The sequence below is a fragment of the Halomonas sp. NyZ770 genome, from assembly GCF_020616575.1.
Lineage (GTDB): Bacteria > Pseudomonadota > Gammaproteobacteria > Pseudomonadales > Halomonadaceae > Vreelandella > Vreelandella hamiltonii.
The window spans coordinates 2,490,865-2,505,802 of the sequence record NZ_CP085143.1; the positions used below are offsets into that span (position 1 = coordinate 2,490,865).

12 protein-coding genes are annotated in these 14,938 nt (G+C 61.5%); 4 read left to right on the forward strand and 8 right to left on the reverse strand.

Annotated features, from left to right (window positions below; translation table 11 throughout):
• Positions 1-119: 119 nt before the first annotated feature.
• Complete coding sequence (gene cysB, locus LG409_RS11465) at positions 120-1,094, reverse strand: HTH-type transcriptional regulator CysB (protein ID WP_096922681.1); 975 nt, start codon at positions 1,092-1,094, stop codon at positions 120-122.
• Between the two features lie 336 nt (positions 1,095-1,430).
• Here cysB and trxA point away from each other — a divergent pair, with 336 nt between their 5' ends.
• Positions 1,431-1,754, forward strand: coding sequence for a thioredoxin (gene trxA / locus LG409_RS11470; protein ID WP_016914369.1), 324 nt, complete (start codon positions 1,431-1,433; stop codon positions 1,752-1,754).
• Between the two features lie 59 nt (positions 1,755-1,813).
• Here the strand turns inward: trxA and LG409_RS11475 are convergent, their stop codons facing one another.
• A complete protein-coding gene (locus tag LG409_RS11475; protein WP_039180972.1) occupies positions 1,814-2,926 on the reverse strand; it encodes an AI-2E family transporter in 1,113 nt (370 codons plus the stop codon).
• Positions 2,927-3,121: 195 nt separating this feature from the next.
• Between LG409_RS11475 and LG409_RS11480 the strand changes: the two genes are divergently transcribed.
• Positions 3,122-3,970 (forward strand): SIMPL domain-containing protein, encoded by an 849-nt coding sequence (locus LG409_RS11480; RefSeq protein WP_081195683.1) that lies wholly within the window; start codon positions 3,122-3,124, stop codon positions 3,968-3,970.
• Here LG409_RS11480 and serS read toward each other — a convergent pair.
• Positions 3,912-5,189 carry a serine--tRNA ligase gene (gene serS, locus LG409_RS11485; RefSeq protein ID WP_016914373.1) on the reverse strand — a complete coding sequence of 426 codons (1,278 nt, stop codon included), beginning with the start codon at positions 5,187-5,189 and terminating at the stop codon, positions 3,912-3,914. The two genes, LG409_RS11480 and serS, sit on opposite strands and share 59 nt — an antisense overlap.
• 194 nt (positions 5,190-5,383) lie before the next feature.
• Between serS and LG409_RS11490 the strand changes: the two genes are divergently transcribed.
• Together LG409_RS11490 and ydiJ are read left to right on the forward strand one after the other, a co-directional pair.
• Positions 5,384-6,637, forward strand: coding sequence for a dicarboxylate/amino acid:cation symporter (locus LG409_RS11490; RefSeq protein ID WP_039180974.1), 1,254 nt, complete (start codon positions 5,384-5,386; stop codon positions 6,635-6,637).
• A 208-nt stretch (positions 6,638-6,845) separates the two neighbouring features.
• Positions 6,846-9,941: a D-2-hydroxyglutarate dehydrogenase YdiJ gene (ydiJ, locus tag LG409_RS11495; protein ID WP_227406703.1), complete on the forward strand. Its 3,096-nt coding sequence runs from the start codon at positions 6,846-6,848 to the stop codon at positions 9,939-9,941.
• A 76-nt stretch (positions 9,942-10,017) separates the two neighbouring features.
• Here the strand turns inward: ydiJ and LG409_RS11500 are convergent, their stop codons facing one another.
• The 5 genes from LG409_RS11500 to trpD form a co-directional block, all read right to left on the reverse strand.
• The gene (locus tag LG409_RS11500; RefSeq protein WP_039180979.1) at positions 10,018-10,584 is read right to left on the reverse strand and encodes a phosphoribosyl-AMP cyclohydrolase; all 567 of its coding nucleotides are present in this window, start codon (positions 10,582-10,584) and stop codon (positions 10,018-10,020) included.
• A 157-nt stretch (positions 10,585-10,741) separates the two neighbouring features.
• Entirely contained in the window at positions 10,742-11,452 is a 711-nt protein-coding gene (locus tag LG409_RS11505) for a response regulator transcription factor (protein WP_039180981.1), read from the reverse strand.
• A gap of 5 nt (positions 11,453-11,457) precedes the next feature.
• Positions 11,458-13,050, reverse strand: a complete 1,593-nt coding sequence (locus LG409_RS11510; RefSeq protein WP_227406704.1) for a sensor histidine kinase — start codon at positions 13,048-13,050, stop codon at positions 11,458-11,460.
• Positions 13,051-13,101: 51 nt separating this feature from the next.
• Positions 13,102-13,905 carry an indole-3-glycerol phosphate synthase TrpC gene (trpC, locus tag LG409_RS11515; protein WP_096923433.1) on the reverse strand — a complete coding sequence of 268 codons (804 nt, stop codon included), beginning with the start codon at positions 13,903-13,905 and terminating at the stop codon, positions 13,102-13,104.
• Between the two features lie 8 nt (positions 13,906-13,913).
• Positions 13,914-14,933: an anthranilate phosphoribosyltransferase gene (gene trpD, locus LG409_RS11520; protein ID WP_227406705.1), complete on the reverse strand. Its 1,020-nt coding sequence runs from the start codon at positions 14,931-14,933 to the stop codon at positions 13,914-13,916.
• Positions 14,934-14,938: the final 5 nt, after the last annotated feature.

Here is a 14,938-nt window from a genome sequence, read left to right on the forward strand (position 1 = left end):
AGCCACTTGACGAACTCACCGCCCTGTTCACCACACCATGGGGGCGGTGAACAGGGCGGTGAGTTAGTCGGTGAGCAGGACGGTGAGTAGGTTTATCAACCCTGAATCGCTGGCCGCGCTCAATATTCGGGTAGCTCGACACCTTCGAACAGCGCGTGCTCATGGCGGGGCCCTGCCGTGAGCGCTTCATCCACTCGGTCGCGGGTCAGGTGGGGGGCAAAGCGCGCCAGGAAGTCATACATGTACCCGCGCATGAACGTGCCACGACGAATGCCGATCTTGGTGGTGGAGCTGGCAAACAAGTGGCTGGCGTCCAGCGCCACCAGGTCGTCATCCTGCGTAGGGTCCACCGCCATATGGGCCACGATGCCCACTCCCATGCCCAGGCGCACATAGGTCTTGATGACGTCGGCATCGGCAGCCGTCAGCACGACGTTGGGGGTCAACCCCTTGGCCTTGAAGGCATCGTCCAGCTGCGAGCGCCCGGTGAAGCCAAAGACGTAGGTCACCAAGGGATACTCGGCCAGAGCATCAAGTGTGAGCGGCCCCTCCAGCGAAGCGAGCGGGTGCTCCTTGGGTACCAGTATGCAGCGATTCCAGCGGTAGCAGGGCAGCAACACCAGGTCGGTAAACAGCTCCAGCGACTCGGTGGCAATGGCAAAGTCCGCCTGCCCTTCACTCACCATCTGGGCAATTTGCTTGGGCGTACCCTGCTGCATGTGCAGCGCCACGTCTGGATACTTGAGCGTGAATTCGCTGATGATCGGCGGCAGCGCATAGCGGGCCTGGGTATGGGTGGTCGCAATGGCCAGGCTGCCACGGCGCTCGTCGCTGTGCTCCTGGGCTACCTGCTTGATGTTTTCGGCAAGCTTGAGCACTTGCCCGGCCAGCTCGATGATCGACTGGCCAGCGGGGGTGACACGCGTGAGATGCTTGCCACTGCGAGCAAAGATCTCCACGCCCAATTCGTCTTCCAGCAGGCGAATCTGCTTGGAAATACCTGGCTGAGAGGTAAACAGACTCTGGGCAGTTGCTGACACATTCAGGTTATGTCGATTGACTTCCCAGATATAGCGAAGTTGCTGTAGCTTCATATCCTCACCTAATGTTCGATGCCGGGAAACGTCCCAAAACGCCCCGCGCTGCTGCCACTGCGTACCTGCCCGATGCTCGGAGCATGACGCTCAACGAGCATAATTGTGAATAAAAAAACGATCTATAATTCCCATATAGTATAAAAAATCATCGCTATCAACATCCATTAATTTTTTCTATTTCAGCGCAAAACGCATCTGGAATTTGCCAGCATCCGCCGTGACCGCTAACATCTGGCAACTTGGCGCGGTGAAAGAGCGCTGGTAAATCGCGTATAGACCGTTGCTCCATTTGAGGCAACGTAACTGCAAGAGCAACGCAAACGGGAGAAGCAAATGGCTAACAATGTTGATGTCACCAACGCCAATTTTGAGCAAGAAGTCCTCAACGCCGAACAGCCTGTCCTGCTCAAATTCTGGGCCCCCTGGTGCGGCCCATGTAAAGTCATGGCACCTGTGGTCGATGAAGTCGCTGCCGAGCGCGGCGACAATCTGAAAGTCGTCAGCGTCAACGTAGACGATGCACCGGAAATTGCCGCTGAGCAGGGTGTACGTGGCGTGCCCACGGTCATGCTGTTCAAGTCGGGCACCAAGGTCGCTTCGCTGGTCGGCGCGCAGTCCAAGTCGCAACTGACTCAGTTCATCGACCAGAACGCCTGAGCACTTCCAATCACCGCTGGCCTCGCCAGCGGTGATTGCCCCTCCCGCCCTTGCCTGCCCTACTGCTCCTGCTTGTCCCGCTTCAGCGGTGGCCGCCGCGCATCGCCCGGCTGAAGAGTCGAACGGCGCTGCTTGCCAGGCCCTAACAGGTGCGCCATCCAGCGCGTTTGTGGATGACTGTCCAAGGCAATCTTGAGCGTCATGGTCAGCACTACCGACAGCAACATACCCGCCGCGCCGAAAATCCAGCCCCATACCACCAGGGAAAGAAACGCCACGAAGGTGGATAGCCCCAGCGCCTGCCCCATGACCCGCGGCTCGACCAGATTGCCCAGAATGAAGTTGATGACCAAATAGGCCGACGCCAGCATGAATGCCTGCAGCACACCGCCATCCTGAGACACCAGCAGCAGCAAGACAGGAGGAATGGCCGCCAGAGCAGAGCCAATGTTGGGAATGAAGTTGAGGGCAAAGGCCAGCACCCCCCAGAGCAGCGGGAAATCGACCCCTACCATCAGGCAGGAAAGCCACACCAGAACACCGGTGGCCAGGCTGATGACCGTCTTCACGGCCAGATAGCGCTTCAGGGTCAAGCTGAACTCGCTGAAACGTTTCAGGCTAGGCGCAGGGTTTTCCAACGCGCGCGAGACCTTGTCACGAAAGTGCAGCGTCTCGAACAGCATGAAGATCACCAACAGCGCCACGATGGTGCCCTGCATGAACAGCGAGCCCAGCTCTCCCAGCAGCAGGGCAACCCATGAGCCATCGTCTTCCATGGCAAACGCCGAACTCAGCTGTTCCGGGTTGATCGCCAAGCCATGGGACGCCAGCGTATTGAGCAAATTCCAGTAATGCTCGTACAAGCGCGCCTCGATGTCCGGCAGCGCTTCCACGAAAGTGCCGAAGCTGTTGACCACCAGCAGGCCAATCAGGGAAATGAAGGCCAGTAGCACCAGCAGCGTCAGCATGGCTGCCGTACGCCGGCTCAGCCCCCAGCCATGCAGCCACTGCACTGGCGACGTGCACACCACCGCAATGAACACCGCCAATAGCAAAGGCACCAGCAGATCGGCACCTACTTTCATTCCGGCAACGATGACCACCAGCGCGGCCAGCGCCAGGGTAGCGTTAAGTGGAATACTGCGATAATCCTCATCTGACAACTTCGACATAGCCTGATCCTTAGCATGTTATCCGTACATAATGGCTGCTGGCGTGACAATGCACAAACCGTGCACCTATTGAGAAAGACATCATCACGACTCATTAGCCTGTGAACTTTCCGTGTATCTCTGCTTCAAAGCTGCGGGTAATGACCCACATTCGCTCTCACAACACATTGGCTCTCTCAGCAAGGAAGTGACTCCATGAACACCCAGCTCAACTCCGTCAATCGGCTGCGCCACCCTGTCAAACGCCTTCGTCATGGCGTGTTGGGAGGCGCCCTGCTCGCGCTGTTGGTCGCCCCCATCACCCAGGCGGCCCCCCCTCCCCCTGGCGTCTTCGTGCAAGCGCAGTCGTGGGTCGAAGTCGAGCCCGACAAGGCGACGCTCAGCGCACGCCTGTGGGAAAACACCTCTGCCGTGTCTGCCCTGGAAGATACCCGAAGCGATGAGCTGAGCGACGCCCGACAGCGCCTGGAGCAGCGCGCCAGTGAGCTGATTGCGGCCATCGAGGAAGCGGGCATCGAGCAGCGCGCCATCACGGCGGGCTCGCTCAACGTCTACCCCGAGTACGTGGCAGGCCCGCGTAGTGACGACGGCGAGCAGGAGAACCTGATGCGTACGCGTCTCGAACGCCCGTTCAGCGTCGAACTGGCTGACGTAGAACAGCTGGGGGATGTGCTGGACGCGCTGATCGGCGCGGGGGTCAATGCCCTGGATGGCGTGCAGTTTGACCTGCACGACCGCGACGCCGCCACCGATGAGGCATTGACCAAGGCACTGGAGAAGGCCCGTCACAAGGCTGACCTGATGGCCACCACCCTTGGCGTGGAGCTGGGCCATGTCCAGCGTATCGAAGAGACCCAGGCGCCCATCTTCCAGCCACGCATGATGGCCATGCGCGCCGAGAGTGACGCCGTGGGTAGCGGCTCAGCCAGCGACTATCGCCCCGGCACCATTCGCATCGATGCTGGCGTGAACGTCGAGTGGGCCATTACAGGGCAAGACGCTCCTGACCGCCCAGATAGCGCTGAAGAGGCGCCGGCACGCTAATCGAGCCATCCGCCTGCTGGTGGTTCTCCAATACCGCCAGCAGGCACCGCCCTACCGCCAGCCCCGAACCGTTCAACGTATGCAGCAACAGCGGCTTTTTCGAATCCGGGTGGCGGTAGCGGGCCTGCATGCGACGCGCCTGGAAGTCTTCGCAGTTGGAGACCGATGAAATTTCCCGGTAGGTGTTCTGGCTGGGCAGCCACACTTCCAGGTCGTAGGTTTTCGCTGCCCCAAAGCCCATATCCCCTGTGCAGAGCGTCACGACCCGGTAAGGCAGTTCCAGAGCCTGCAGAATCGCCTCGGCATGCTCGCGCATCTCCTCCAGCGCCGCGTAGCTCTTGTCGGGCTCGACGATTTGCACCATTTCGACCTTGTCGAACTGGTGCTGACGGATCATGCCCCGGGTATCGCGCCCATGAGAACCAGCCTCGCTGCGAAAACAGGGCGTGTGCGCGGTCAGCTTCATGGGTAGCGCCGACAGCTCGACGATCTCGTCGCGCACAAAGTTGGTCAGCGGCACCTCGGAGGTGGGAATCAGATGGTACTCTCGCTCATCGTCGAGCTTGAACAGGTCTTCACCAAATTTCGGCAGTTGCCCCGTTCCCATCAGCGAATCGCGATTCACCATGTAGGGCACATAGCACTCTTCGTAACCATGCTGCTGGGTTTGCGTATCCAGCATGAACTGTGCCAGTGCACGATGCAGGCGCGCAATCGGCCCACGCATGACAGCAAACCGCGCCCCGGTCAGCTTGGCCGCCAGTTCAAAATCCAGATAGCCCGAACGCTTGCCCAGGTCCACGTGGTCCAGCACCTCGAAGTCGAACTCACGGGGCGTGCCCCAGCGGTGCAACTCGACGTTGTCGTCTTCGTTCTTGCCTTCCGGCACGCTGTCATGGGGCAGGTTCGGAATACCGCTGATGGCATCGTCCCACTCCTCCTGGACCTCAGCCAACTCTTTCTTGGCCTTGTCCAGGCGGTCGCCCAGGTCACTTACTTCATCCAACAGCGGCTGGATGTCTTCGCCGTTGGCCTTGGCCTTGCCAATTGCCTTGGAACGCATGTTGCGCTCGTTTTGCAGCTGCTCGGTCTGAGTCTGCAACTCACGACGGCGCGACTCCAGCGCCTGCAGTGCCGCTGTATCGAGTTCGAAGCCCCGCCGGGCCAGTTGTTGCGCCGTCGTCTCCAGATCACCGCGCAGCAGTTTCGGATCGAGCATGAGGTATCCCTTGGCCAGAATTCAATGACACGCGCCGCCCAGGGCGCGACAAAGGCGACCATTGTAGGCAAAAGCGCGGACGGGAGCCATGGCAACAGCGCCTTGATAGGTCACCCCATTAGCCAAAAGTGGTAGAGTGCGCGACGATTCGCTTCACGAATCGCTAATAATGGTGACCTAACAGGAGAATCGCAGTGCAGGAAACAGCACAGCAGGGAAAGTTTGCGTGGTGGCGCGGTATCGCGCTGTGGAAGAAAATTCTGGCGGGCCTGGCGCTGGGTATCTTGGCCGGGGCGTTGCTGGGCGAGACGGCCAGCATCTTCAAGCCGCTGGGTGATATTTTCATTAACGCGATCATGATGCTGATCGTGCCGCTGGTCTTTTCGACGCTGGTGGTGGGCATCACCTCCATGCGCGATCCGCAGAAAATGGGCCGTATCGGCGCGCGAACCATCGCGCTGTATCTGGTGACCACGGCCTTTGCCATCAGTATCGGCCTGATTCTGTCGACGCTGCTGCAGCCGGGCACCGGTGTGGGATTGAGCTTCGACGCAGAGGTGTCGCCCAACGAGGCGCCATCGCTGATGTCCATTCTGATCAATCTGGTGCCGCGCAACCCCATCGATGCGCTGGCCAACGGCAACATCATGCAAATCATCGTGTTTGCCATTGGCCTGGGCATCTCGCTGACGCTGATCGGTGAGAAAGGCGAGCCGGTCATGAAGGTCTTCGACAGCTTCGCCGAAGCCATGTACAAGCTGACCGGGCTGGTCATGGCGTTTGCCCCGTTTGGCGTGTTCGGCTTGATCGCCCACGTCTCCGGGCAATACGGGCTGGAGATCCTGCTGCCGCTGGCCAAGCTGATTGGCGTGGTCTATCTGGCCAGCATCCTGCACGTGCTGGTGGTCTACTCCGGGTTCATTTCGCTGATTGGCCGCCTGAACCCGGTGCGCTATCTGAAAGGCAGCCTGGACGCCATCGTCGTGGCGTTTTCCTCGGCGTCGTCGGCGGGCACGCTGCCGGTGTCCATTCGCTGTGCCCAGAAAAATCTGGGGGTTTCGGAAGGCGTCTCGGGCTTCGTGCTGCCGGTAGGGGCCACCATCAACATGGATGGCACGGCGCTTTACCAAGGGGTGGTGGTACTGTTCATTGCCCAGATGACCGGCACGGACCTCACCATGGTGGATTACGCCATGATCGTCGCTACCGGCACCCTGGCCTCGATTGGCACCGCTGGGGTGCCTGGCGCAGGCTTGATCATGCTGTCGATCGTGATGGCGCAGATTGGCCTGCCGCTGGAAGCCATCGCCGTCGTTGCCGGTATCGACCGCATCCTGGACATGGCCCGCACCAGCGTGAACGTGGCGGGCGACCTGATGGTCACCACCCTGGTGGGGAAAAGCGAAGGCGAGCTCAACGAAGAGACCTACAACAACAGCCGCACCTGATAGCGACATGAACGTCAGGGCATGCGCGTCAAGACATGCCCTTCAAGCGCCCACCGCCCATGGCGGCGGGCGCTTTTTCATGGCCGCTCGCCGGCGCTCTCTCACGGTCTCGCCAGCGCCAGCGGCCAGGCAAGATGCACGCCTGGAGTAGCTGGGGTAAAGTACGCTATTCCCCTATTCGCTCCCAGCAGTGACGGCTCGATTCACCATGATTGCATCCCTGGATACCCGCACGGCCCCCGCTGAACGTTTGAAGGGCCACTACGTCCGCTTCCTCGACGCCCTGCGCGCCCGCGGTTTCGAGGGCGAAATCGCCCCGGACTACGCCAACCGCACCGTGCTGGCCACCGACAACTCGATTTATCAGCGCTTGCCCCAGGCAGCGGTCTTCCCCAGGCACGCCGAAGACCTGGAGCGCCTGGCCAAGCTGGCTGCCGAGCTGCCCCACCGGGAAGTGGTGCTGACCCCCAGAGGTGGCGGCACCGGCACCAATGGCCAATCGCTGACCGACGGCATCGTGGTGGACGTTTCCCGCCACATGAACCAGATCCTCGAGATCGACGTGGCGGCCAGGCGGGTGCGGGTGCAGGCCGGGGTGGTCAAGGACCAGTTGAACGCCGCTCTGAAACCCCACGGGTTGTTTTTCGCCCCCGAACTGTCCACCTCCAATCGGGCCACCATCGGCGGCATGATTTCCACCGATGCCAGCGGCCAGGGCAGCTGCGAATACGGCAAGACCCGCCATCATGTACTGGCGCTGGATACCATCCTGCTCGGTGGGCAGCACCTGCACAGCCGCCCGCTGAGCGAGGAAGAGGAGCAGCAAGCACTGGCCGAGGAAGGCGTACTGGGGAAAGTACACCGTACCGCTGCCACCATCATCGACCAGCAGAAGGCGTTGATCGACGCCAAGTTCCCCCCGCTCAACCGCTGCCTGACCGGCTATGACCTGGCCCATCTGCGTGAGGACGGCCAACTCAACCTGAACAGCCTGCTGTGTGGCTCCGAAGGCTCGCTGGGCTTCCTGAACGAGGCGGTGCTGAACGTACTGCCGATTCCCAGGCACGCAACGCTGGTGAACGTTCGCTATGCCAGCTTCATGGATGCGCTGCGCGATGCCAAGGCGCTGATGGCCAGTAGCGCCCGCCCTACCTCCATCGAGACCGTGGACGACACCGTGCTGCAGCTGGCCATGGAAGATTTCGTCTGGGACAGCGTGGCCGAGTTCTTCCCGGCGGGCAGCACGCCCATACAGGGCATCAACCTGATCGAGTTCAACGACGATGACGCCGATACGCTGGCCGAGCGAGTGGCGGCGTTCACCCGGCACCTTGGCCAGGACACCCGCGTCGAGCGGCTGGGCTACACCCTGGCGGAAGGCCGCCCGCAAATTCAGAAAGTCTACGCCATGCGCAAGCGCTCGGTGGGCCTGCTGGGCAATGTGCAGGGGGAAAAGCGCCCGCTACCCTTCGTGGAAGATACCGCCGTGCCGCCGGAACACCTGGCCGAGTTCATCGCCGAGTTCCGCGCGGCGCTGGATGCTCGCCAGCTCTCCTACGGCATGTTCGGCCATGTGGATGCGGGGGTGCTGCACGTGCGCCCGGCACTGGACATGAAAGACCCCGAGCAGCAAGCGCTGATTCGGGAGATTTCCGATGAAGTGGTCGCCCTGACCCAGAAATATGGCGGGCTGCTGTGGGGTGAACATGGCAAGGGCGTGCGTTCGGAGTATGGCCCCACCTTCTTTGGTGAGCTGTACCCTTGCCTGCAGCAGATCAAGGCGGCCTTCGACCCGCATAACCAGCTCAACCCTGGCAAGATCGCCTCGCCCGCTGAAAATGCCCCGCTGATCGCCAAGCAGAGCGACCCGGAACTGCTGCGCGTGGATGGCGTAACGATGCGCGGCCAGCTGGACCGCACCATCGACGAACGCGCCTGGCAGGCCTACGACGCAGCGGTTTACTGCAACGGCAACGGCGCCTGCTACAACTACGATGTGGACGACCCCATGTGCCCGTCGTGGAAGGCCACCCGCGACCGCCGACACTCTCCCAAAGGCCGTGCCAGCCTGATCCGTGAATGGCTGCGCTTGCAGTCTCAGGCAGGCATCGACGTGGTCGAAGAGTCGCGCAAGAAGAAGGCAGAACGCAGCTGGGGCTTTATCAAGAGCTTTCCCAAGCGAGTGATGAACACCCTCAGCCGTCAGCAGCACCACGACTACTCCCACGAAGTGTACGATGCCATGGCAGGCTGCCTGGCGTGCAAATCCTGCGCAGGCCAGTGCCCGATCAAGGTGAACGTGCCTCAGTTCCGCGCGCAGTTCCTGGAGGTCTATCACGGCCGCTATTTGCGCCCGCTGCGCGATTACGTGATCGGGGGCACCGAGTTCATGCTGCCCGCGCTGACCAGGATCGCCCCTCTATACAACGCCGTCCTGGGGCAGCGCTGGGTCAACCAACTGATGCACAAAGGGCTCGGTATCAGCGACTCCCCCACGCTCTCCCGCGCCAGCGTGAAAAAGCAGCTGCGCGCCTGGGGGGTGGCGGAAGCCACGCCTACGTCACTGGCCCTGCTCACCGAGCAGCAGCGCGCGCAGAGCGTGATCATCGTGCAGGACGCGTTCACGACTCACTTCGAAGCCAGGCTGGTGATGGATGTCGTAGAGCTGCTGTCGCGGCTGAACCTGCGCGTGTTCGTGATGCCGTTTTCCGCCAACGGCAAGCCGCTCCACGTACAAGGCTTTTTAGGTGCCTTCGAGCGCACAGCGGCCAAGCAGGCCAAACGCCTGAGGGCGCTGAGCGAGTTCGACGTGCCCATGGTAGGCATCGACCCAGCCATGACGCTGACCTATCGCCAGGAGTACGTCAAAGCGCTGGGCAGCGAACAGGTGCCCACGGTGCTGATGCTGCAGGAGTGGCTGGCTACCCGTGTCAACACGCTCAATCCCAGCCCGGTGAAGCTGAATGACCCGGGCTACAAGCTGCTTTCCCACTGCACCGAAAAAACCAACGCGCCGGGCAGCCCCAAAGCGTGGCAGCAGGTGTTTGCTGCCTTTGGCTTGCAGCTGGAGCTGGCCACCACGGGCTGCTGCGGCATGTCGGGTACTTACGGCCATGAAAGCCGTAACGTCGCCACCTCCAAAACCATCTACGCCCAGTCTTGGCAGCCTCAGGTAGAGGCCGAAGAGAACGCAGGCAAGTTGCTCGCCACCGGGTACTCGTGCCGTAGCCAGGTGAAGCGTTACTCAGCGCAAACGCTGGCTCATCCGCTTCAGGCGCTGCTCCACTGCCTGCGTAGCCAATAACCGCCTCGAACCGCAACGCGAAGGGCCTGCTGTCTCCAGCAGGCCCTTTGGTTTTCCGGCGTTCGCCGCTAATCCGTTAGCTCTCTTCCTGCTGATAAGGCAGCGAAGAGTGGTGCAGCACGATGCGCAGACTGCCCTCGTCATCCAACTGATAGCCCCAGGTCTTGTCGACCGTGGTGACGTTACCATCGCTGTCGGTCATGGCCACATGGCCCATGGTGAGGGCCGTATCACCACTGATGAAAATGGCCGCATTGTCGATCTCAACCGCTTGCCAGCCTTTCAGCGCGAAGCCGCTGTCTTCTGCAAACTCATCGCTATGGCCCACGAAGTAGGCCAACGCACCGTCAGCCGTGGTACGGAAGGTTTGTGGCTCGCTGGCCAGCGTGGGTTTGAAGAGTACCGGGCCCATCTCATAGCCATAGGCTTCATCGATGATCGTGCTGGCCAGTTCGCGGGCCGCATCGATGCCGTCGTTTTCATAGGTGGTGGCAATCGCCACCAGCGCCTCACCCCACGCCTGCTGAGCTTGCTTCACCTGCTCGGGGGTAATGTCTCCCCCCAGGTGGGTCACTTCGGTGGCCTGGGCCAAAGAAGCGGCGCCAAGCCCTAGTGCAGTACCGAGTAGGATTTTTTTCAACATGGTGTCGTCTCCGTGGTGTGTTCGACGGTTACAGCTGTTGCGACGTGACATGCAACAGGGATGCCGTTCACTATACGGGGCCAACACTTACATTCAGGTCACCAGAGTATTAACAGAGCGCGAGTTTTAGATTAATACAAGGTGAATAACCACGTTGTCACGGGGAGGGCGCGGGGTCCAGACGGTACCCAAAACCACGCTGGGTCGTGATCAACGACTCCCCGGCGCCGTGCACGTCCAGCTTGCTTCGCAGCCGACGGATGTAGACATTGACAATATTGGTCAGCGGATCTTCGTGGGCTCCCCATACGCTGGCCAGGATCCGCTCTCGGCTGTACAGCTTGCCGGGCGTGCTCATCAGCAGTTCGAGGATTGCCAGTTCCTTGGGGGTCAGCTCGATCCGCTGGCCACCCCGGGTCACGCTGCGTTGCTCACGGTTCAGGCACAGGTCGCCCACCCGCAGCTCGTTCACTTCCTGGCTAGCCGGATGGCCCCACGAACGGCGCTGCAGGGCGGCAATGCGCGCCAGCAGCTCCTCGAAGGCAAACGGCTTGACCAGATAGTCGTCGGCCCCGGACTCCAGGCCCGAGACACGGTCCTCGATGCTGTCCAGCGCGGTCAGCATCAGGATGGGAAACGCCACCCCCGCCGTGCGCAAACTGCGACAGATATCGGTGCCGGTAATGTCCGGCAACAGCCGATCCAGAATGACCACCGGCTGCCGATCGGGCTCCCGGGCACACTGCACGAGGTGCAGCAGCGCCACCTGCCCTTCACTGAACGCTTCTACCTGATAACCTTCGGCCGCCAAGCCTCTGCTCAAGAAGTCGCGAATCCTGGGGTCATCTTCGATGACGACTATATGCATCCTGATTACCTCATGACGCTCAGCGCGGGGCCAGCCTGGGCGTGCACCGGCAGTTGCAGCAGCGCCTCACAGCCGCCTGCAGGGGCTGCCCCCAGGCTGAGCGTACCTCCATGTAAACGCGTCAACAGCATGGCAATGGCCAGCCCGACGCCTTGCCCATCGGGGCGGTGCGAACGCGCCTTCACGCCGCGGTAGCCGCGCTCGAACAGCCGCGGCAGTTCATCTTCCGCCACCCCGATACCATCATCACGCACCCGCAATGCCCACACTTGCTTGCCTTGCAGCACCTCAGTGGTAGCGCTCACTTCCACCATGCCCCCCGCATGGGAATAGTGCACGGCGTTATCCAGCAAAATACCGAATATCTGCTGTAACCGCTGAGGGTCTCCCAGCACCGTGGCCTGGGCTGTGACGTCTCCATGGAGGGCAATACCACGCAATCTGCCTAACGTCGAAGCCTGCTCCATGGCATCGGCCAGCGGCACGCGGGGGTCCAGCAGCTGGCGTTTCACCTGCCACTCGACGATATCGCTGCGCGCCATGGTCAGCAGGTCGCTGATCACGTCCGAAAGCCGCTTGGCATCGCTGGCGATTCGCTCCAGGGCCTGGCGGTACTCGGCTTCGCTGCGCATGCCGCCGCGCAGGGTGATCTCGGCTTCACCACGAATCGACGTGGTGGGGGTGCGCAGCTCGTGGCTGATATCCTCCAGCAGCTGCTGGCGCTGCTGACCCAGCTGGCGCAAGCTATCCAGCGCCGTGGCCAGCTCCCGAGTACGCACCGCCACCAGATCTTCCAAATGCTGCTGGCGGTCCTGCTCTGTCTGGCGATGTTGTCGCAGCTCGTCGGCCATGAGGTTCATGCGGGTAGCGACATGGCCGAACTCATCGCTCATGCGCTCATCCAGCCGATGGGCAAGATCACCGCGCTGAAACGCCTGGGCGCCGTTTACCAGCTCGAGGATGGGCCGCTGCAGGGCGCGGGCAAAATAGCCGAACACGGCCATGATGGTCAGCATCAAGGTGAGCGTGGCGCCAATCGCCAGGGTGATCAGCTGCTGCAGAGAGTGGTCGGCGTCGCTGCGCTGTTGTGCCAGCAGCGTGCGCTCCCGGGCCAGCGCATCGTAGAGCACCATGCGCAGGCCCTGGCTATCGACCAGTTCGAACTGCTCCGCAGCCGGGATCATGGAGGTCGCCAGTACTGCCCGCTCAAGGGCGTGAAACAGTTTATCGAAGGTCGCCAGCGCCGCCTGGCGCTCCTCGACCAGCGCAGCCGTCAGCTCACTGGAGGGCTGCATTCTGGCCGCCAGGCGGTCGCTGTTGACATGCAAGCGCTCAAGATGGGAGTGCATCTCGTGAAGAATGAAATCGCGCTCTTGCACGTCGGCAGGCTGGCCGCCCTGTTGAGCGTTGGCCAGCCAGGTACGCAGCTGGTTCTTGCTGTCGGAAAACGCCAGAAAACCCGCGTGAAGGTCACTGGAAAGCCTGCCCAGCTCTACCTTCTGCCGGGCGCCGTCGATGGCCCACACGGCCACGCCGCCCTGAGCGAGGGTCAGCATGATCAACACCAGCAGTGCCACCAGCAGGCGACGCTGAAACATCGGCAGCTCTCCTGAAAACCGCTTTCCGCCGCGCTTGTTCGACCCGCAGGATCAGAAGAACAGACGCTTCAATGCAAGGCCCGGGTCCTCTTCACGCATGAAGGCTTCCCCTACCAGAAAACCGTTGACGTCGTGATCACGCATGCGCTCCACATCGTCACGGGTATGGATCCCCGATTCGGTGATCACGGTGACGCTGTCCGGAATGCGCGTCAGCAGGTCCAGTGTGGTATCCAGGCTGGTATCGAAGGTATGCAGATTGCGGTTATTGATGCCGACCAGCTTGAGATTCAGCGCCAGAGCACGCTCGAGTTCATCGGCATCGTGCACTTCGACCAGCACGTCCATGCCCATGGCGTTGGCCTGCTGATGCAGGTCCCGAAGCTTCGCATCGTCCAGCGCCGCCACGATCAGCAGGATACAGTCTGCGCCAATGGCTCGCGCTTCCGTCACCTGATAGCCGTGGGTAATGAAGTCCTTGCGAATGACCGGCAGTTCGCAGGCATCCCGCGCGGCGATCAGATAATCTTCGTGGCCCTGAAAAAAGTCGGCATCCGTGAGCACCGACAGACAAGCGGCGCCGCCCTGGGCATAGCTGCGGGCGATGTCGGCAGGATGGAACTTCTCGCGCATGACTCCCTTGGAGGGGGACGCCTTCTTCACTTCGGCAATCACCGCAGGGTCACCCGCCTGGATGCGCTGATTCAACGCCTCGATGAAGCCGCGCGGCGCGCTCTGCTGACCCGCCAGTGCCAACAGGTCCTGTTCGGAAACCGCCTGCTGGCGCTCGGCGACCTCCTGGTCCTTGCGAGCCAGAATGCGCGTGAGAATGGTGGGAGTAGCCTGCTCTGTCATGGCATTGATCATCCTTTGAAAACACTGGTGAAGTGCGAAAGCTCTCTGAGCTTTTCGAGGGGCAATTTGGAGGCCTGCGCATCCTGGGCCACCATCACGCCCTCTTTCAAGCTGTCGGCTATGCCGGCACAGTAGAGCGCGGCACCGGCGTTCAGGGCCACGATATCTGCCGCTGCGCCTTCGCCACTCAGGGCAGCCTTTACTAGCCGCAGGCTATCTTCGGCACTGGTGGCTTTCAGCGCCGCCAGGCTCTGGCGCTCGATGCCCAGCGCTTCGGGGGTAATGGTGTAGCGGGTGATCTCGCCCTCTTTCAGCTCGGCCACCTGGGTGGGGGCTGCCAGGGAGATTTCGTCCAGGCCATCATCGGAGTGGACGACCATCACGTGGCGACTGCCCAGTTTGCGCAGCACTTCGGCCATCAGCGGCACCAGTTCGGCGGAATACACGCCCAGCACCTGATTGGGCGCACCGGCCGGGTTGGTCAACGGGCCAAGAATATTGAACAGCGTGCGCACGCCCATTTCACGACGCGGCCCAATCGCATAGCGCATGGCCGGATGGTGGTTGGGGGCAAACATGAAGCCGACCCCCACCTGCTCGATACAGCGCGCCACTTGCTCCGGCTTCAAATCAAGGTAGATGCCCGCGATATCGAACAGGTCCGCACTGCCAGATGACGAGGAAACGCTGCGATTACCGTGCTTGGCCACATGGGCACCGGCTGCAGCCGCCACAAAACTGGCCGCCGTGGAGACATTGAACAGATTGGCGCCGTCACCACCGGTGCCGACGATATCCACCACGTTATCGGCTTGCAGCGTGACGCGCTTCATCAGGTCGCGCATCACCTGGGCGGCGGCGCTGATCTCCTCGGCGCTCTCACCCTTCATGGCCAGCCCCACCAACAGGCCGCCAATTTGTGCATCGGAGGCCTCGCCGGTCATGATCTGGCGCATCAACGCGTGCATGGCATCGAAAGAGAGGTCTTCGCGGCGCATCACCGCGTTAATTGCGTCTCGCATTTGCATGAACA

What these genes read in the sequence shown, in the direction of transcription:
- cysB (WP_096922681.1), bottom strand. Translation starts at nt 1,094, where the DNA reads ATGAAGCTACAGCAACTTCGCTATATCTGGGAAGTCAATCGACATAAC.
- trxA (WP_016914369.1), top strand. Translation starts at nt 1,431, where the DNA reads ATGGCTAACAATGTTGATGTCACCAACGCCAATTTTGAGCAAGAAGTC.
- LG409_RS11475 (WP_039180972.1), bottom strand. Translation starts at nt 2,926, where the DNA reads ATGTCGAAGTTGTCAGATGAGGATTATCGCAGTATTCCACTTAACGCT.
- LG409_RS11480 (WP_081195683.1), top strand. Translation starts at nt 3,122, where the DNA reads ATGAACACCCAGCTCAACTCCGTCAATCGGCTGCGCCACCCTGTCAAA.
- serS (WP_016914373.1), bottom strand. Translation starts at nt 5,189, where the DNA reads ATGCTCGATCCGAAACTGCTGCGCGGTGATCTGGAGACGACGGCGCAA.
- ydiJ (WP_227406703.1), top strand. Translation starts at nt 6,846, where the DNA reads ATGATTGCATCCCTGGATACCCGCACGGCCCCCGCTGAACGTTTGAAG.
- LG409_RS11500 (WP_039180979.1), bottom strand. Translation starts at nt 10,584, where the DNA reads ATGTTGAAAAAAATCCTACTCGGTACTGCACTAGGGCTTGGCGCCGCT.
- LG409_RS11505 (WP_039180981.1), bottom strand. Translation starts at nt 11,452, where the DNA reads ATGCATATAGTCGTCATCGAAGATGACCCCAGGATTCGCGACTTCTTG.
- LG409_RS11510 (WP_227406704.1), bottom strand. Translation starts at nt 13,050, where the DNA reads ATGTTTCAGCGTCGCCTGCTGGTGGCACTGCTGGTGTTGATCATGCTG.
- trpC (WP_096923433.1), bottom strand. Translation starts at nt 13,905, where the DNA reads ATGACAGAGCAGGCTACTCCCACCATTCTCACGCGCATTCTGGCTCGC.
- trpD (WP_227406705.1), bottom strand. Translation starts at nt 14,933, where the DNA reads ATGCAAATGCGAGACGCAATTAACGCGGTGATGCGCCGCGAAGACCTC.